The sequence below is a fragment of the Streptomyces hawaiiensis genome (genome assembly GCF_004803895.1).
Lineage (GTDB): Bacteria > Actinomycetota > Actinomycetes > Streptomycetales > Streptomycetaceae > Streptomyces > Streptomyces hawaiiensis.
Window position 1 is genome coordinate 3,941,810 of sequence record NZ_CP021978.1, and the last position, 18,049, is coordinate 3,959,858.

The 18,049-nt window shown below is 71.1% G+C and carries 16 protein-coding genes; 8 read left to right on the plus strand and 8 right to left on the minus strand.

Annotated features, from left to right (window positions below; all coding sequences use genetic code 11):
* Nucleotides 1-123: 123 nt before the first annotated feature.
* Nucleotides 124-798 carry an SGNH/GDSL hydrolase family protein gene (locus CEB94_RS17980; RefSeq protein WP_175437050.1) on the plus strand — a complete coding sequence of 225 codons (675 nt, stop codon included), beginning with the start codon at nt 124-126 and terminating at the stop codon, nt 796-798.
* 59 nt (nt 799-857) lie between these two features.
* Nucleotides 858-1,850: an aldo/keto reductase gene (locus CEB94_RS17985; protein ID WP_175433210.1), complete on the plus strand. Its 993-nt coding sequence runs from the start codon at nt 858-860 to the stop codon at nt 1,848-1,850.
* A gap of 186 nt (nt 1,851-2,036) precedes the next feature.
* On the opposite strand, the gene thpR is transcribed toward CEB94_RS17985, so the two are convergent.
* The gene (thpR, locus tag CEB94_RS17990; RefSeq protein WP_175433211.1) at nt 2,037-2,609 is read right to left on the minus strand and encodes an RNA 2',3'-cyclic phosphodiesterase; all 573 of its coding nucleotides are present in this window, start codon (nt 2,607-2,609) and stop codon (nt 2,037-2,039) included.
* Between the two features lie 25 nt (nt 2,610-2,634).
* Here thpR and CEB94_RS17995 point away from each other — a divergent pair, with 25 nt between their 5' ends.
* Entirely contained in the window at nt 2,635-3,156 is a 522-nt protein-coding gene (locus CEB94_RS17995) for a GNAT family N-acetyltransferase (protein WP_175433212.1), read from the plus strand.
* A 96-nt stretch (nt 3,157-3,252) separates the two neighbouring features.
* Nucleotides 3,253-3,840, plus strand: a complete 588-nt coding sequence (locus CEB94_RS18000) for a Uma2 family endonuclease (RefSeq protein ID WP_175433213.1) — start codon at nt 3,253-3,255, stop codon at nt 3,838-3,840.
* 8 nt (nt 3,841-3,848) lie between these two features.
* Here CEB94_RS18000 and CEB94_RS18005 read toward each other — a convergent pair whose 3' ends face one another.
* Complete coding sequence (locus CEB94_RS18005; protein ID WP_175433214.1) at nt 3,849-5,213, minus strand: MFS transporter; 1,365 nt, start codon at nt 5,211-5,213, stop codon at nt 3,849-3,851.
* Nucleotides 5,214-5,242: 29 nt separating this feature from the next.
* Nucleotides 5,243-5,680 (minus strand): MarR family winged helix-turn-helix transcriptional regulator, encoded by a 438-nt coding sequence (locus CEB94_RS18010; protein ID WP_031135926.1) that lies wholly within the window; start codon nt 5,678-5,680, stop codon nt 5,243-5,245.
* Between the two features lie 149 nt (nt 5,681-5,829).
* On the opposite strand from CEB94_RS18010, the gene CEB94_RS18015 reads away from it, so the two are divergent.
* Nucleotides 5,830-6,063: a CopG family antitoxin gene (locus CEB94_RS18015; RefSeq protein ID WP_086844407.1), complete on the plus strand. Its 234-nt coding sequence runs from the start codon at nt 5,830-5,832 to the stop codon at nt 6,061-6,063.
* Here CEB94_RS18015 and CEB94_RS18020 read toward each other — a convergent pair.
* The gene (locus CEB94_RS18020; RefSeq protein WP_175433215.1) at nt 6,033-7,484 is read right to left on the minus strand and encodes an NCS2 family permease; all 1,452 of its coding nucleotides are present in this window, start codon (nt 7,482-7,484) and stop codon (nt 6,033-6,035) included. The genes CEB94_RS18015 and CEB94_RS18020 overlap by 31 nt on opposite strands.
* A gap of 117 nt (nt 7,485-7,601) precedes the next feature.
* On the opposite strand from CEB94_RS18020, the gene CEB94_RS18025 reads away from it, so the two are divergent.
* The 3 genes from CEB94_RS18025 (at nt 7,602) to CEB94_RS18035 (ending at nt 11,583) form a co-directional block, all read left to right on the plus strand.
* Complete coding sequence (locus CEB94_RS18025) at nt 7,602-7,877, plus strand: DUF2530 domain-containing protein (RefSeq protein WP_175433216.1); 276 nt, start codon at nt 7,602-7,604, stop codon at nt 7,875-7,877.
* 339 nt (nt 7,878-8,216) lie between these two features.
* On the plus strand, nt 8,217-9,056 hold the full coding sequence (locus CEB94_RS18030; RefSeq protein WP_175433217.1) for a class I SAM-dependent methyltransferase: 840 nt from the start codon (nt 8,217-8,219) through the stop codon (nt 9,054-9,056).
* 133 nt (nt 9,057-9,189) lie between these two features.
* Nucleotides 9,190-11,583, plus strand: a complete 2,394-nt coding sequence (locus tag CEB94_RS18035; protein ID WP_175433218.1) for an HAD-IC family P-type ATPase — start codon at nt 9,190-9,192, stop codon at nt 11,581-11,583.
* 80 nt (nt 11,584-11,663) lie between these two features.
* Here the strand turns inward: CEB94_RS18035 and CEB94_RS18040 are convergent, their stop codons facing one another.
* From CEB94_RS18040 to CEB94_RS18055, 4 genes are all read right to left on the minus strand, one after another.
* Nucleotides 11,664-12,518, minus strand: coding sequence for a hypothetical protein (locus CEB94_RS18040; RefSeq protein WP_175433219.1), 855 nt, complete (start codon nt 12,516-12,518; stop codon nt 11,664-11,666).
* Between the two features lie 197 nt (nt 12,519-12,715).
* The gene (locus tag CEB94_RS18045; RefSeq protein ID WP_175433220.1) at nt 12,716-13,624 is read right to left on the minus strand and encodes a hypothetical protein; all 909 of its coding nucleotides are present in this window, start codon (nt 13,622-13,624) and stop codon (nt 12,716-12,718) included.
* 185 nt (nt 13,625-13,809) lie between these two features.
* Nucleotides 13,810-16,938, minus strand: a complete 3,129-nt coding sequence (locus tag CEB94_RS18050) for a sacsin N-terminal ATP-binding-like domain-containing protein (protein ID WP_175433221.1) — start codon at nt 16,936-16,938, stop codon at nt 13,810-13,812.
* Nucleotides 16,939-17,026: 88 nt separating this feature from the next.
* Entirely contained in the window at nt 17,027-17,953 is a 927-nt protein-coding gene (locus tag CEB94_RS18055; protein ID WP_175433222.1) for a DUF3027 domain-containing protein, read from the minus strand.
* Nucleotides 17,954-18,049: the final 96 nt, after the last annotated feature.

An 18,049-nucleotide genomic window follows, 5' to 3' on the forward strand; every position in this document is an offset into this window, starting at 1 on the left:
CTGCCATCCCGCTGGGCGGTTCAGCGGCGGTTCACCGTGCGTGCGGGATCAAGGAGGATGGCGGCCACCGTGCGTGGCCCGACTCACACCCCGCCGGGCGACCTGATCATCCATGATGAGCGGATGCTCAGGTTCATGCCCGTCGGTGACTCCATGACGATCGGAAGCACGGGCGAACACACATGGCGCTACCGGCTGTGGCAGCACCTGTGCCGTTCCTACGGCGGCCCCTTCACCCTCGTCGGCCCCCGCGAGACGCTCTACGACAAGCTCGCCGAGGCCCCGGTGTCGTACGCCTACGCCGAACCGGACTTCCCGCGTGCCCACCTGGCCGGCTGGGGCGAGGGCTGGCAGCACATGGCGCCGCTGATCGGCGACGCGGTGCGGTCGTGCCGCGCGGACGTGCTCCTGGTCTCCCTGGGCCTGATCGACCTGGGCTTCTACACGAACGCCGAGCAGACCGCCGAGAACGTCCGGGCCTTCACGGCCGAGGCGCGGGCGGCGAACCGCCGGGTGGGGATGGTGTGGCTGCCCGTGACGCCGAACGTGCGCGCCCAGTCGGACGCGGCCTTCGCCGGCGAGGTCACCCGCTTCAACGAACTCCTCGCCAAGACGGCCGCCGACCTCGACGAGCCCGGCTCCCCCGTCCTGCTGGCCTCACCCTCGCCGTCGTACGACGTCGCCACCGACACCTACGACGGCACCCACCCCAACGCGAGCGGCGAACACAAGATCGCGGCGGCCTTCGCGGGGGCGATGTACCAGGGCTGGGGCCTGGCCGGCCCTTACGAGAAGTAGCCCTCCTCGATGGGTACGTGCTTGCTTGGAGCGCACTTCAAGACGTTGGCTTGGGGACCATGAAGTACACGCAGCTCGGACGCACGGGACTCAAGGTCAGCCGGCTCGTCCTCGGCACCATGAACTTCGGCCCGCAGACCGACGAGGCCGACAGCCACGCCATCATGGACGCGGCGCTGGACGCGGGCATCAACTTCTTCGACACCGCCAATGTGTACGGCTGGGGCGAGAACAAGGGCCGTACCGAAAGCATCATCGGCAACTGGTTCGCGAAGGGCGAGGGACGGCGCGACAAGGTCGTCCTCGCCACGAAGGTCTACGGCAACATGGGCGCCGACGGCCCGGCCTGGCCCAACCACGACAAGCTCTCCGCGGTCAACATCCGCCGGGCCGTGGACGCCAGCCTCAAGCGGCTCCAGACCGACCACATCGACGTCTACCAGTTCCACCACATCGACCGGGACACCCCCTTCGACGAGATCTGGCAGGCGATCGACGTCCTGATCCAGCAGGGCAAGATCCTCTACGTCGGGTCGTCGAACTTCCCCGGCTACAAGATCGCCCAGGCCAACGAGATCGCCGCCCGGCGCGGCGGGACCATCGGGCTGGTCAGCGAGCAGTGCCTGTACAACCTCGCCGAGCGGCGCGCCGAGATGGAGGTCGTCCCGGCCGCGCAGGAGTACGGCCTCGGCGTCATCCCGTGGTCGCCGCTGCACGGCGGTCTGCTGGGCGGTGTCCTCAAGAAGGAGGTCGAGGGCAAACGCCGCGCCTCCGGCCGCGCGGCCGACGCGCTCGCCGACGCCGGCACCCGCGCGCGGATCCAGTCCTACGAGGACCTGCTCGACAAGCACGGCATCGAGCCCGGCGAGGCCGCCCTGGCCTGGCTGCTCACCCGCCCCGGCGTGACCGGCCCGATCGTCGGCCCGCGCACCGCCGAGCAGCTCGCCTCCGCCGTCCGGGCGTCCGAGCTGGAGCTCTCCGAGGAGCTCCTGACCGGCCTGGACGAGATCTTCCCCGGCCCGGGGCCGTCGCCGGAGGCCTTCGCCTGGTAACGCCCCCGTCAGGGGCGCGGGGAACTGCGCGACAAGCCCCCACCGGCCCGCAGCCGAAAAGCAGCCGTCCGCAGTTCCCCCACCGCCCTACCTCCCAAGCACAGAAGCCAGGGCGACGACGAGAAACATCAGCACGAGCACACCGGCCATGATCCGGTTGCGGGTTTTCGGGTCCACGCCCCGAGCCTAACCGGCGCCCCCGAGCGGCCAGTGCCCGACCGCCTCGTACCGGGGCTGCTCCCCCGGGACTCCCGACGTCGGCAGATTGCTCCGCACCAGGCAGAGCTCCCGCACGGTCCAGGTCCGGCCCGTGAATCCCGCGAGCGCGTCCAGGAACGCCCGCACGTCCCCCGCCTCCCGGTTCCGCGCCACGGTCAGATGGGCCTTGTACCGCCGGTGCTCCCCCATCGGCACCCCCGCTTTCCGCGCCGCCGCCTCGGCCCGCTCGGCCAGCAGCCGGAGGGTCGCCAGGTCCCCCTCGGCCCCGGCCCACAGCGCCTTCCCGTGCCCGAACTGGCCTCCGCCCCGCACGGCCAGCGGGAACGGCTCCGTACGGCGCGCGGCACGCTCCAGCCGCTCCGACAGCTCCGGGACGAGGCCGTCGTCGACCTCACCGTAGAAGGCGAGTGTGAAGTGCCAGCCGGGACGGCCGGTCCAGCGCATGCCGTCGGCGCCGGGCAGCTCCCGCAACGCGTCGACCACGGCGCCGAGTTCACGGCACACCTCGTCAGGGGGCAGTACGGCCGCGAAGAGTCTCATGGGGCCAGCCTGGCACCATGAGGCCATGCGGATCACCATCCGGGACGGCGGGCCCGACGACATTCCCTCGATACTCGGCATGCTCGACAGCTGCGTGGAGTGGCTGGTTTCACAGGGGCGCACAGGGCAGTGGGGGACACGGCCTCTGTCGCGGAGCCCGAAGACGGTGGAGTCGGTCGGCCGGTACATGGCGGAGGGTTGCGTGTTCATGGCCGACGTCGACGGCGTCCCCGCCGGGACCCTCACCCTCACCGACTCGGCGGGTGCCTACCTGTCCCACCTCCCGCAGCCCGGCGAGCCCGAGCGCTACATCCACTGGCTGGCCTCCGACCGCCGTTTCAAGGGGCACGGCGTGGGCAGCGCCCTCCTCGCCCACGCCGCCGAAGAGACCCGCCGCGCCGGAATCTCCCTGCTCCGCGTCGACTGCTACGCCGGGGACGACGGCAAGCTCGTCCGCTACTACGAGTCCAACGGCTTCACCCGCACCGAGGCCTTCACGGTGGGCGAGAACAAGTGGCCGGGGCAGTTGCTGGCCCGACGGGTGTAGGCGGCCTCCGGGTCCGGACGGGTCCAGGTCACCGTGCGTATCGTTGTACTGCGCGGCCGGCTCCATGCGCGGGGGCGGCCGGGGAGGAGCGCCACGATGACCGTCCTTCACGACAGGATCGAGATGGCCGACAGCAGCGGTGAACTCACCCTCGACATGATGTTCGAGTGGGTGGAGACGATGCCGGTCCCCGAGGGCTACAAGGTCGAGATCGTCGGGGGGAACATCTTCATGGCGCCTCAGCGGGACACCCACTGGGACATCATCCTGGACATCGTCGAGCAGCTGCGCAGCAAGTATCCGCGCAAGCGCGTGAAGTCCGACGTCCGTGTCGACTACCCGGGCCACCTCAACGGCTTCGCCTCCGACATCACCCTGATGGCGGAGGGTGCGGCGAAGAGCGACAAGGGCCTGTGGCGCTACCAGGACGTCGAGTTCGTCGCCGAGGTGATCTCCAGGAAGACCGGGGCGAACGACTACGGCCCGAAGAAGGACGCCTATGCCGCGGCCGGTGTGCCGGTGTACCTGATCGTGGATCCGTACACCGGCCGCTGGCATCTGCACACCAAGCCCAAGGACGGCGAGTACCGGGGCGAGCTGAGTCTGGACTTCGGGGACGAGATCGACCTGACGGGCACCGTGGTCGGCCTCGCCCTCGAGACCGGCGAGTTCCCCCGAGACTGACGCCCGCCTCACGCCGCCGGGGCCAGCTCCTCCCGATGCTCCCGGGGCACGAACCGCACGCTCGGGTAGCCCCGGTGCCAGCCCACCGACAGCCGGAGGTCGCCCACCCGGGCCAGGACCAGGCCGATCACCGCAGCGGCGAGCACCGCCACCGCGCCACCGGCCGCGAGGCCGACCCGGGCGCCGTAGGTGTCGGTGACCCAGCCGACGATCGGAGCGCCGACCGGGGAGCCGCCGAGGAAGACCATCATGTAGAGGGCCATGACCCGGCCGCGCATCGCCGGGTCCGTGGACATCTGGATGCTGGTGTTCGTCGTGACGTTGACGGTCATGCCGAACAGGCCCAGCGGGACCATGAGCAGGGCGAACATCCACAACGTGGGGGTCGTCGCCGCCAGGATCTCCAGCGCTCCGAAGGCGATGGCCGCCACGATCAGCAGCCGCAGCCGGGCCGTGCCCCGCCGCGCGGCGAGCAGCGCGCCCGCGACCGAGCCGACCGCCATCAGCGTGTTGAACATGCTGTACGCGCCCGCCCCCGCATGGAACACGTCGTCCGCGAAGGCCGACAGGTAGACGGGGAAGTTGAAGGCGAACGTGCCGACGAACCCGACCAGGACGATCGGCCAGATCAGCTCCGGGCGGCCGGTGACGTAGCGCACCCCCTCCCGCAGCTGCCCCTTGCCGCGCGGGGCGCGTTCGACGACGTGCAGCTCGCGGGCGCGCATCAGCAGCAGGCCGGTGAGCGGCGCGATGAAGGACAGGCCGTTGAAGAGGAACGCGTAGCCGGTGCCGACGCCGGTGATGAGCAGGCCCGCGACGGCGGGGCCGACCAGGCGGGCCGACTGGAAGTTCGCCGAGTTCAGGCTGACCGCGTTCTGCAGCTGCCCCGGGCCGACCAGCTCGGAGACGAAGGACTGCCGGGCCGGGTTGTCGACGACGGTGGCGAGACCGACCGCGAAGGCGGCGACGTACACGTGCCACACCTGGACGTGCCCGGTGAGCGTGAGGACGGCCAGGGCGATCGCGGTGAGCGCCATCGACGTCTGCGTCACGAGCAGCGCGGGCCGCTTGCGCAGCCGGTCGACGAGGACACCGCCGTAGAGGCCGAAGAGGAGCATCGGCAGGAACTGCAGCGCGGTCGTTATGCCGACGGCGGCGGAGGAGCCGGTGAGGCTGAGCACCAGCCAGTCCTGGGCGATGCGCTGCATCCACGTGCCGATGTTGGAGACGACCTGTCCCATGAAGAACAGGCGGTAGTTCCTCACCTTGAGGGAGGAGAACATCGAGGACTTGCGCGGAGGCGCGTCGGAGGTGGGCGGGGAATCGTGGGGATCAGTTGCGGGGGCGGAAGCTGCTCCGGGTCCCGAACTCAAAGGGTTCGCCTCCTTGCGACGACTGCTGCTTACAGATGTGCGAGCTTCTCCAGCACGGGGGCGGCGGCGCGGAGTTTCGCCCACTCGTCCTCGTCGAGGTTCTCCACCAGCGTGGCCAGGAACGCGTTCCGCTTGGCGCGGCTCTCCTCGAGCATGGCCTCGGCCTGCTCGGTGCGTGTGACGACCTTCTGGCGCCGGTCCTCGGGGTGCGGCTCCAGCCGGACCAGTCCCTTGGCCTCCAGCAGCGCCACGATGCGGGTCATCGACGGCGGCTGGACGTGCTCCTTACGGGCGAGTTCGCCCGGTGTGGCCCTGCCGCACAGGGACAGGGTGCCCAGCACCGACATCTCGGTGGGGCTGAGCGATTCGTCGACCCGCTGGTGCTTGAGCCGACGGGACAGCCGCATCACTGCGGATCGGAGGGAGTTCACGGCGGCTACGTCGTCGCCATGGGTGAGGTCCGGCATGTTCTTTAGCGTAACTCATTACTCTCGCTAAAGACCAGCCGTAACACGCAGGACCGTCCGTGACGCCCGCCACTGAGCCGTGACATCACTCATATGGGTGACACGACGGCGGAACGCGCCCCGCCGTACCGAACGGTGCAGCGACCCTCATGGTCATGGGGACCAGTGTGCTCAGCCTGCGAATAGACCACGACCTGCTCGAACGGCTCCGGCACCAGGCCGCGAAAAGGGGAATGAGCGTCCAGGACTACGTCGTCCGGACGCTCATTCGAGATGACTTCGACCAGCGGTTCCAGACCGCCGTCGAGGAGACGGAGAGGTTCTACGGATCACCCGACTCCGGCGACGGGGATCAGGTCAGGCCCAGCGCCGGCATCAGGTAGTAGAACGCGAACACCGCCGACACGACGTACATCGCCACCGGCACCTCCCGGCCCCGCCCGGCCGCCAGCCGCAGCACCGCGAAGGTGATGAAGCCCATGCCGATGCCGTTGGTGATCGAGTAGGTGAACGGCATCATCAGCATCGTCACGAAGGCCGGGACGGCGATCGTGTAGTCCGCCCAGTCGATCTCCTTGACCGAGCCGGCCAGGATCAGGAAGCCGACCGCGAGCAGCGCGGGCGTGGCCGCCTGGGACGGGACCATGGTGGCGACCGGCGTCAGGAAGAGGGCGACGGCGAAGAGGCCGCCGGTGACGACGTTCGCGAGACCGGTCCGGGCGCCCTCGCCGACACCGGCCGTGGACTCGACGAAGGCGGTCGTCGCGGAGGAGGAGCTGGCGCCGCCGGCGGCGACCGCGAGGCCGTCGACGAACAGCACCTTGTTGATGCCGGGCATCTGGCCCTCGCCGTCGGTCAGCTTCGCCTCGTCGGAGACGCCCATGATCGTGCCCATCGCGTCGAAGAAGCACGACAGCAGCACGGTGAAGACGAACAGCACCCCGGTCAGGACACCGACCCTCTCGAAGCCGCCGAACAGGCTGACCTGCCCGACCAGCCCGAAGTCGGGACTGGCGACCGGGTTGCCGGGCCACTTGGGCGTGGTCAGGCCCCAGCTCGGCACCGTGGCCACCGCGTTGATGACCACCGCGAGGACCGTCATGGTGACGATCGAGATCAGGATCGCGCCGGAGACCTTGCGCACGATGAGCGCGAGGGTCAGCAGGACACCCAGGACGAAGACGAGGACCGGCCAGCCGTCGAGGTGACCGTCGCCGCCGAGCTGGAGCGGGACGGTGGTCTGGGCGGCGTCCGGGATCCGGGAGACGAAGCCCGCGTCGACGAGCCCGATCAGCATGATGAACAGGCCGATACCGATGGAGATGGCCTTGCGCAGCCCGTAGGGAACGGCGTTCATGACGCGCTCGCGCAGCCCCGTGGCGACCAGCAGCATGACGACGAAGCCGGCGAGAACCACCATGCCCATCGCGTCCGGCCAGGACATACGCGGGGCCAGCTGCAGCGCGACGACGGAGTTCACGCCGAGACCGGCGGCGAGTGCGATCGGTACGTTGCCGATGACGCCCATGAGGAGGGTGGTGAGCGCGGCGGTGAGGGCCGTCGCGGTGACCAGCTGCCCGTTGTCGAGCTGATGACCGTACATGTCCTTGGCACTGCCGAGGATGATCGGGTTCAGCACGATGATGTAGGCCATCGCGAAGAAGGTGGCGAGACCGCCCCGGACCTCGCGGGACAGGGTGCTGCCCCGCTCGGAGATCCGGAAGAAGCGGTCGAGTGCGCCGTACGTGCGCCCGGCTCCCGGCTGTTCAGGGGCGGGGACCTTGGCAGGAGCCGAGGAGGACATGTGTTTGGTGTTTCCTACGAAGAGAAGTGGTCAGACACAAACCGTTTCAGTATGAACATATAAGACCTCGATCGGCCATCTCCGCGCGTAGACCCGATCGCCTCGTAAGCTGTCCCCATGGCGAAATGGACCCCCAGACACGAGGCGCCGGAGCCCCTGGAGGGCCCCGTGGTCGCCACCATCACCGGCGGCACGATCCTGTGGTTCGTCCTCTTCCTGGTCCAGCTCCCCTTCTACGGCTGGTTCGACGATCACGGCCACACCTGGTGGGTGTGGACCTGCCTGGCCGGCGGCGGGCTGGGACTGATCGGCATCTGGTACGTCCGCAAGCGCGACACCGCGATCAAGCGGGCGGCGGCGCAGCACCCGACGGCGTCCCCCACGCCCCAGTAGACCCGACGCCCCGACCCGAGAGGCGCCGCACCGCGTACGGCGAGAAGGGGACGTGTCGGGGGGTGTCCGCCCGCAGCTGGTTGGCGCGTCAACGGACAGTCAGTCGGCGTGAGACCCCATCGCGCCGTTCCGAGGACGGACACCCCCCGACACGGCCCCGACCCACCACCACCGCGCCGGCGCAGACGACGCGCACCCCCACCCGGCGTCTTGCGAATACGCAAACCCGCGCTCTCCGACGAGACACCCGCCCGCCCCCTCCCTACGCTCGGGAGATGGCGGCGAAACGCTCGAACCCGTCGCGCGGAACCCGCCGCCGAACCGGTGAGGAGCGCAGCGATGACGACGCAGAACAGCGAGGCCGAGGCCGACCGTGCCCTGAAGTCCAAGCACCGCGCGATGTGGGCCCAGGGCGACTACCCGTCCCTGGCCGCCGAGATCATCCCCGAGCTGGGAGCGATCCTGGTCGAGGCGTGCGGGGTGCGCTCCGGCCAGCGGGTGCTGGACGTGGGCGCCGGCTCCGGAAACGCCGCGATCCCGGCTGCCCTGGCCGGCGCGGACGTGGTGGCCTCCGACCTGACCCCGGAGCTGTTCGAGGCCGGCCGGCGGGTGGCCCGGAAGCAGGGGGCGCACCTCACCTGGCAGGAGGCCGACGCCGAGGCCCTGCCCTTCGGTGACGCGGAGTTCGACACCGTGCTGTCCTGCGTGGGCGTCATGTTCGCCCCGCACCACCAGCAGGCCGCCGGTGAACTCGTCCGGGTCTGCCGTCCGGGCGGCACCATCGGGCTGCTCAGCTGGACGCCCCAGGGCTTCATCGGCCGGATGTTCGCCGCGATGAAGCCGTACGCGCCACCGCCCCCGCCGGGAGCCCAGCCGCCCCCGCTGTGGGGGGACGAGGACCATGTCCGCGCCATCCTCGGCGACCGGGTCACGGACGTCAGCGCCGAACGCCGCACCGTCCGGGTCGACCGCTTCGAGACGCCGGAGATGTTCCGCGACTACTTCAAGGAGCGCTACGGCCCGACCATCAGCGTCTACAAGAACATCGCCGGCGAGCCCGAACGCGCCGCCGCCCTGGACGGCGCCCTGACGGACCTGGTCCGCGACGCCGACCTGGGCTCGGGCCGGACGGTCCTGGAGTGGGAGTACCTGCTGTTCACCGCCCGCCGGGCGGGCTGACACCGGGGCGTGGCACCGGGGTCCGACGGCGTACAACTGCCGTACGACCACGGCATGAAGTCCGTCCTTCCCAGGTCGGATCTTCGCCGCATTCAGCGGGTGAAGCGGCAAAACCGCACGTACCGTCGAATGCATGACGCATCTCGACGCGGGTGCCCGGCCCGACTCCGCGCGGCCGGCGACGGTCACCTCCCGCGAGACCGGCCTGACCGGTGCTCAGGTCGCCGAACGGGTGGAGCGCGGCCAGGTCAACGACGTGCCGGTGCGCAGCAGCCGGTCCACCGTCGACATCGTCCGTGCGAACGTCTTCACCCGCTTCAACGCGATCATCGGCGTGCTGTGGCTGATCATGCTGGTGGTCGCGCCGATCCAGGACAGCCTGTTCGGGTTCGTGATCCTCGCGAACACCGGCATCGGGATCGTCCAGGAGTGGCGCGCGAAGAAGACGCTGGACTCGCTCGCGCTGATCGGCGAGGTGCGGCCGACCGTACGCCGGGACGGCACCGCCGCGCAGGTCAGCACCTCCGAGATCGTGCTGGACGACCTGATCGAGATCGGGCCCGGGGACAAGGTCGTCGTCGACGGGGTCTGTGTCGAGGCCGACGGGCTGGAGATCGACGAGTCGCTGCTCACCGGCGAGGCCGACCCGGTCGTCAAGCACCCGGGCGACCAGGTCATGTCGGGCAGCTTCGTGGTCGCGGGCGGCGGGGCCTTCCAGGCGACGAAGGTCGGCCGTGAGGCCTACGCCGCTCAGCTCGCCGAGGAGGCCTCGCGCTTCACCCTCGTCCAGTCCGAGCTGCGGTCGGGCATCTCCACGATCCTCAAGTACGTCACGTGGATGATGGTCCCGACCGCGATCGGCCTGATCATCAGCCAGCTGTTCGTGAAGGAGAACGCCTTCGACGACTCCGTCGCCCGCACGGTCGGCGGCATCGTCCCGATGGTCCCCGAGGGGCTCGTCCTGCTCACCTCGGTCGCCTTCGCCATCGGCGTGATCCGCCTGGGCCGCAAGCAGTGCCTGGTGCAGGAGCTGCCCGCGATCGAGGGGCTCGCCCGGGTCGACACCGTCTGCCTCGACAAGACCGGCACCCTCACCGAGGGCGGCATGGACGTCACCGAGCTGCGGCCGATCCAGGGCGCCGACGAGACGTACGTACGCAAGGTGCTCGGCGCGCTCGGCGAGTCGGACCCGCGGCCGAACGCCTCCCTGAAGGCGATCATCGACACCTACCCGGCCGTCGAGGACTGGCGCTGCACCGAGGCACTGCCGTTCTCCTCCGCCCGCAAGTACAGCGGCGCCGTGTTCAGCGAGGGCGACGGGCAGACCGGCCGGTGGCTGCTGGGCGCACCGGACGTGCTGCTGGCGGAGGACGATCCGGCCCTGGCCGAGACCGGGCGGCTGAACGAGCAGGGCCTCAGGGTGCTGCTGCTCGCCCGGGTCGAGCGGGACTTCGACGATCCCGAGGTGACGAAGGGAGCGAAGCCCACCGCCCTGGTCGTGCTGGAGCAGCGGCTGCGGCCGGACGCCGCCGACACCCTGCGCTACTTCGCCGACCAGAACGTCCGGGCCAAGGTCATCTCCGGCGACAACGCGGTGTCGGTCGGCGCGGTCGCCGCCAAGCTCGGACTGTCCGGCACCACCGTGGACGCGCGCCGGCTGCCCGCCGAGCAGGAGGGGATGGCCGACGCCCTCGACGACGGCACGGTGTTCGGGCGGGTCACCCCGCAGAAGAAGCGGAACATGGTGGGCGCGCTGCAGTCCCGGGGGCACACGGTCGCGATGACCGGCGACGGGGTGAACGACGTCCTGGCCCTGAAGGACGCCGACATCGGTGTCGCGATGGGCTCCGGATCGGAGGCGACCCGGGCGGTCGCACAGATCGTGCTGCTGAACAACAGCTTCGCGACGCTGCCGTCGGTGGTCGCCGAGGGCCGCCGGGTCATCGGCAACATCACGCGGGTGGCGACCCTGTTCCTGGTCAAGACGGTCTACTCGGTGCTGCTGGCCGTCCTGGTGGTCTGCTCACAGGTGGAGTACCCGTTCCTGCCGCGCCACCTGACCCTGCTGTCGACGCTGACGATCGGTATCCCGGCGTTCTTCCTCGCGCTCGCGCCCAACAAGGAGCGCGCGAAGCCGAACTTCGTACGGCGGGTCATGCGGTACGCGATCCCGGGCGGGGTCGTGGCCGCGGCGGCGACCTTCGCGACGTATCTGATCGCCCGGGAGCACTACACGGGTGCGGGGGCGCTGGACGCGGAGACCAGTGCGGCGACGCTCACGCTGTTCCTCATCTCGATGTGGGTGCTGGCGATCATCGCCCGGCCCTACACCTGGTGGCGGGTCGCCCTGGTCGCTTCCATGGCGGGGGCGTTCCTGCTGGTGCTGGTCGTGCCGTGGTTGCAGCACTTCTTCGCGCTGAAGCTGGTGGGGGTGACGATGCCGTGGACCGCCGTCGGCATCGCGGCGGTGGCGGCGGCCACCCTGGAACTCCTGTGGAGGTGGGTGGACCGCCGCTTTCCCGCCTGAGCGCGGCGCCGTCGTGGCCTGTCGCGCCCACGCGGCGGAGCCGCACATCGATACAGCCCCGCGCCCCTTTCGGGGCGCCTTTACTTCACGTCGACGTAGTCGCCCGTGGCGTTGACCGCCGGGGTGGTGGTCGTGCCGGCGAAGCTGAAGCGCCAGTAGCCGTCGTACTGGGCGGTGGCGGTGGCCTTCAGGTTGCCGTACTGGTCGGAGTACACCGTCTTGACGGTGGTGTACGTGCTGGTGCCCGCCTTGCGGAACTGGAGCTTGACCGGCTGGTTGGTGTAGCCGTGGTAGGCGTTGTCCTCCCAGTTGGCGCGGGACAGCTTGCCGGTGGAGGTGATGGTCTTGCCCTTGGAGACGGGCTCGGGGCCGGCGTTGACGGTCAGCTTGGAGTAGCGCTGCACCTTGGTGGTGCCCAGGCCGCCCTGCGTCTTCTCGGCGTCGTCGCTGGTGACCGCGAGGGCGCCGGCGCCCCAGGTGCCGGCGTCGGAGTTGAACAGGTCGCCGTCGGCCGGGCGGACGCTGATGACGCCCTTGCAGTTGAGGACCGTCGACGAGGCGGCGGTGCAGGTGGCCGGGTCGTCGCTGATGAGGACGTTGTCCGCGGCGTCGACCGAGGAGCCGTGGTAGATCAGCGGGCCGGTGGCGAAGTTGTCGGTGCTGGTGTCGAGGCCGGCTGCGTGGGTCACGGTGAAGGTGACCGGCACGCTCACCACGTTGGTGGTGCCGACGACGATGTTCTTGCCGCTGTTCACCTTCACGTTGGAGAAGGTGACGTCGAGGGTCGAGGCGGTGGTGCCGGTGCCCGCGTCGGCCGAGGCGGAGCTGAAGGCCTGCTTGCCGGACGGGGCGTCGGCGGCCTGCGCGGCCGGAACGACGAGGGCGGACAGGGCCAGGGCGCCGGCGACGGCGGCCACGGTGGCTCGGATGTGCATGTGTTCCCCAGGGGGAGAAGTGATCGGGGAGCCTGTTGGCTCACGCGATCAGATTCACGAGCCCCGGGCGGGGTTGTAGGGCACGGCCCTGGTTTTGCCGTCTCATCCGCAATGTTTGGCAGGCCCATGGGACATACGGCACCGCCGGCCCCGGAACGCGTTCCGGGGCCGGCGGTGTGGTCCGTGCGGGGACGGTGTCAGCGCACGTCGACGAAGTCACCCGTGGCGTTGACCGCCGGGGTGGTCGTGGTGCCCGCGAAGGAGTAGCGGAAGTAGCCGTCGGCCGAGGCCTTGACGGTGGTCTTCAGCTGGCCCGTGGAGTTGGACTTGATGGTCTTCACCGTGGTGTAGGTGTTGCTGCTCTTCTTGCGGAACTGCAGCTTCACCGACTGGTTCGTGTAGCCGTGGTACTTGTTGTCGTCCCAGTTGGCGCGGGACAGCTTGCCGGTGACCGTGATGGTCTTGCCCTTCTTCACCGGCTCCGGCGAGGCGTTGACCGTCAGCTTGGAGTACCGCTGGAGCTTGAAGGAGTTCGTCGGGTCCTTCACCGCGACACCGACGTTGTCCAGGTTCGGGTTCTCCGGGTCCTCGCCGTTGAACGCGACCGCGAACGCGGCGGCCTTCCAGGAGCCGGCGTCCTCGTTCAGCAGCGCGTACGGGTCGATCTCGACGGTGGCCTTGCAGGTGGCGACGGTCGCGGAGGAGTCCGTGCAGCTCGCGTCGTTGCTGTCGAAGAAGAAGACCGTCTCCTCGAACGAGGCACCGCGGTACAGCTCGACGGCCGCGAAGAAGTCCGCGGCGTGGATGTTCACTTCCTTGCCGTGGGTCAGCGTGAAGGACACGGGGACCTTGACCACGTTGGTGGTGCCGACGGCGATGTTCTTGCCGTTGTTGACCTTGACCGAGGAGAAGGTCGCGTTCAGGGCGATCGGCGCGCCGTCCGCGGCGGCGGCGAAGGCCGACCGGCCGGAGTCGGCGTGGACGACCTCGCTCGCGGCGGCGATGTCCGCGGGAACCTTCGGCTCCGCGGCCTGCGCGGCCGGAACGGCGAGGGCGGAGAGGGCCAGGGCGCCGGTGACGGCGGCCACGGTGGCTCGGATACGCATGCGTTCTCCAGGTGGAGAGGGGCCCCGGTGCTCGTCGTCGGCTCTCGGGGCCCAAGTGATCGTGGAGTCTGTTGACTCGCTTGATCAGATACCTCAGCGGTGCGCTTGGTTGTACGACAGGTGAAAAATTTGTGCGGGAGTTTTCACCAACAGCCGTACATCTCTACCGGATCGGTCGGATCCGCTCAGTCGAACCACCGGTCCCGCGCCAGCTCCTGAGTCCGGGACGGGTCCTCCAGCAGTGCCCCCACCTCGAACCGCCGCGGCCACTGCCCCGCCGCCCAGGCGAGCCCCGCGGCGACGCCCTCCAGGGTGGCAGCGTGCAGGACGCCGTCGGCGGTGAGCCGCCAGTCGATCTCCACGCCGTCGACGACGAGTTCCTCGTGCTCGACGTAGGAGGCCGGGGCCTGACGGCCCAGCAGCACCCGCACCGGCTCCGGTACGTCGTGCTCGGCGCCCTCGGAGGTGACCTCCCCGGTGACGGACTCGCTCAGCCGCCGCACCTGGAACAGCTCGGCCAGCGCGGCGGCGCGTGACGGCCGTACGGGAAGCAGCGGGACGCCCTCGGTGAACGGCAGCAGGTCTGGCGAGTCGCACACCACGGCGTCGGCCGCGTCCACGACCTCCACCCGGCCGTCGGTGACGGCCCGCAGGTCGTCCGGCAGCGTCACCTGCTCGGGGTCCAGCTCGGCCAGCGACCCGTACAGGGCGTGCAGCTGAGCGCTCGTCACCTCGCGGTCGGGGTCGGCGAGCCGGTCGAGCAGCTCGGCGGCACCGCCGGGCTCGTCCAGCAGCGCGGCGACGGAGGTGCGCACCCCCAGCGCCCGCAGCACCTGCTCGTCTTCAAAGCCGGTCGCGTCGGCCTCGTCGTAGAGCCCACGCAGCAGCGGGTCGCCGCCGGCGGCCCGCAGACCGGCGGGGCGGCGGCCGTCGAGCACGGGGTTCCCGCGCAGCCACCAGGCGGTGTAGGGCCGGACGACCTCGTGTGTCCCGTCCGGCAGCAGGATCCGCACGGGCTGCACGAGGGCGTCCCGCAACGGGGGCTGGGACAAGAGAGCCAGCGCCTGCGGCCACTTGTCCTCGTCGACCAGGTCCAGGTCCCGTACGGCGACGATCTCGGTGGCGACCGGCGGCACCGGGCTGTCCGGGAAGCGGTCGAGGATGTCCTCGCTCCACACGTCGACGGCGTCCAGCAGGCCCGCGTCGTCCGGCTCGGCGAAGTCGCCCTCGTGGGGCTCCAGTTCGTCCGGGTCGAGAACGACGTCGGTGGCGCGGACGACCGCGAAGTTCACCAGGACCCCGCAGGCGGCCAGCGGCTGCTCGCCCCACTTGCCGGCCAGCTCGGCGTCCACGGAGGCGAGTTCGCCTTCGCGCATGACCTGAGCGAACGGGCCGCCGGGGTAGACGAGTTCGCAGGCGGGGGCCGGTTCGCCGTCCTCGTCGGGCAGGGCGAGCGCGCCGAGCCAGGGCTCGTCACCGGGCTCGAGACCGGCGTCCCGCACCAACGCGAGCACGGTGTCGGCCAGTTCGTCGGCGTCGAGGACGTCCTCTTCCCAGTTCACGCCCCCCTCGTCGTCCAGGGACGCGGCGACGGCGGCCCGGACCTGCGGGGTGGTGAGGACGGCCCGGGGTGTCGCGGGCAGGGCGCCGAGCTTCTCCAGGATGGGGTGGGCGGCGTCCGGGTGGGCGACCTTCAGACCGAGCCGGGCCAGCACCTCGGGGTCGATCCGCCCGGTGTCCGCGCCGGGCAGCAGGACCTGCCGGGGCCCGATGGTCGTCCTGCCGTCGGCCAGCGGCACGGGGAGCCCCGAGAGGCGGTCCGGGTCGACCCCGGCCAGGCTGTCGTAGAGCCGCCGCCACCAGCCGGGTTCCTTCTCGAGACCGGCCAGCCGGTCGATCGCGTCGGTCAGCGGGACCCGGGTGACGCCCAGGGTCCGCAGCTCGGCGCGCCGTTCCAGCCCGGCGGGCAGCAGGGTGGGCAGCACCTCGGCGAGCACCCGCACGGTGTCCACGCCCGCGCCCTCGACGACCTCGGCGTCCCGCGGACGCAGGGATTCCGGCAGGTCGTCACCCTCGCGCGGGGGGAGGGCGGGCGGCAGGAAGGAGGTACGGGGCAGCCGCTGAAGGATCGCCTGGCGCAGGGCGCCGTCCAGCTCGCCCTTGCCGAGCGGGCCGGGCACCAGGCCGATGATCCCGGACGTCACCGGCCGCCAGTCGCCGAGGAGTTCGGCGTAGGCGTCTGCCGCGCGCTGGACCAGGAAGTCGGTCAGCGGGCCGGGGGCGGCGTGCCGGCGGGTGGAGTCCAGCGGGAACGAGGCGATGAGCAGGGCCGGGACTCCGAGCGGCTCGTCGCTCGGGGTGGGGGCGTGCACGACCGCGCTGGTGCGGGGCCGGACGGGGCTGCCGTCGCTGTCCACGGGCACGGCCCAGGTGACGGACCAGTGAGGCCGCAGCCGCTCCTCGACGGGCCGGTCCGCGAGGAGGTCGGGGGTGAGGGGGCCGTGGGCGGCGGCGGTGCGCCAGTGGGTGACGCCGTCGGCGGAGTCGTCGACGACGGTGAAGGCACCGTCGGTGCGGCGGGTGAGGGTCCGCGGGCTCTCCCCGTTGATCTCGACGACCAGCTCTTCGAGTCCGGGGAGGGTGAGCAGCAGGGCGTCGTCGACGGCCCGCAGGAGCCGCTCGGCGAGATCGGCCGCGGCCGCGTCACGCAGCGGCAGGATGACGGCGGTGTCGTACGGGTCGGGGGCGGTGCCCTCGGCGGCGTACGGCAGCCGCAGCAGGGGGACGTGCCCGTCCCGCCGCCGGACCTCGTCCCCGAGGCCGGGGCTGTGCCGGGCGGTCTCGGCGGCCAGTGCCCTGGCCTCGGCGAGCGACCAGCGCACACCGCCGTGGCGGCCGACGACGGCGGGCTCGTCGGTGACGGAGAGCACGGCGGCGAATCCGACACCGAACCGCCCCACCGAGGACGTGTCCCGCGTGTCCCTCTTGGCCGACGCCCGCAGCGTGGACAGCGACTCGACCCCGGCGGCGTCCAGCGGGGCGCCGGTGTTGGCGGCGACGAGCACCTCGTCCCGCAGGGTGAGCCGCAGCCGCCCCGGCACTCCGGCCCGGGCCGCGGCGTCGGCGGCGTTCTGGGCGAGCTCCACGACGAGCCGGTCCCGGTAGCCGCCGAGGACCAGGTCCTCCTCGGCGTTGGCGTCCTCACGGAACCGGGCGGGGCTGGTGGCCCAGGCGTCGAGGACACCGCGCCGCAGACGGGCGGTACCGAACGGATCGGCCCCCTCGGCGGCGGGCCGCACGAACTTGCTGCTCACGTTCCGTTCCTTCTCCTCGTGGACGTGAGGATGAAGGTACCGCCTGGGGAGCACCCGTCGTGCGCCCGCCCGGCGCGGGCCCCGGCCGCTACGAGTGGCCCAGTTCCTCCGTGTCCGCGTCCGCCGTCGCCGATACCGAGCCGGAGTCCGAGGACGGGCGCAGGGGGAACGGGTCGACCCGGGTCTCGTCGATGACCGGGGCGGCCGGCTGGGGCGGCCGGGGCATGACCGCGGCCTCGGAGTGGCCGCCGCAGCCGTAGGCGAGGGAGACCAGGCGGCCGTCGGCCGGGGAGAACTCGTTGGCGCAGGCGCCGAAGGCCTGGCCGAGGGAGCCGCCGATGGGGACGAGGAAGCCGCAGCTGACGCAGGCCGCGGGGGCCGCCTGGGCCATGGGGGTCTTCGGGCCGAACGCCTCCTCCCAGCGGTCGGCCGCGGTGTGCAGGCCGTAGCGGGACAGGACGCGGGCCCGGCGCATGCCCAGTTCCTCGGCGACCGCCGGGATCGAACCGCGCAGGGGGGCGACCGTGAAGCCGGCCGGGGAATCCGCGGTGAGGTCCGCGTCCTCCGCCTCCACCAGGTCGGCCATCTCGTGCGACACGGGGACATTCGGCGCGGGCTCGTCCTCACCCGAGTAGCCCGGCTCCAGACGCAGGTCCTCGGCGTCGGTGGGCAGCAGATCGCCCGGGCCCATGTCGCCGGGCCGCAGCCGCTCGCTCCATGGCACCCACTCGGGCGCCAGCACCGCGTCCGGGCCGGGCAGCAGGGCCGCCTCGTCCACCGTGACGATCTTCGCCCGGGACGCCCGGGCCACCGTCACGGCCCAGCGCCAGCCCCGGTACCCGAGCTCGCGGCACGCGAAGTAGTGGGTGACCACGCGGTCGCCCTCGGAGACCAGCCCCACGTGTTCCCCGACGATTCCTGGCGCGGCGGCCTCCTCGGCTGCGGCGCGTGCGAGGTCGACGGCCTCGGCGCACAGACGGTCAGGGGTGCGGCTTCGCGTTGTCGCTGCGCTCACAGGTATCGCTTCTCTCCATACGCCGTCTCACGAGTGCGCCACTCCCAGCGCGGGGGCGGACGGAGCGGACCGGGGGACCGCGTCGACATCCTTCAT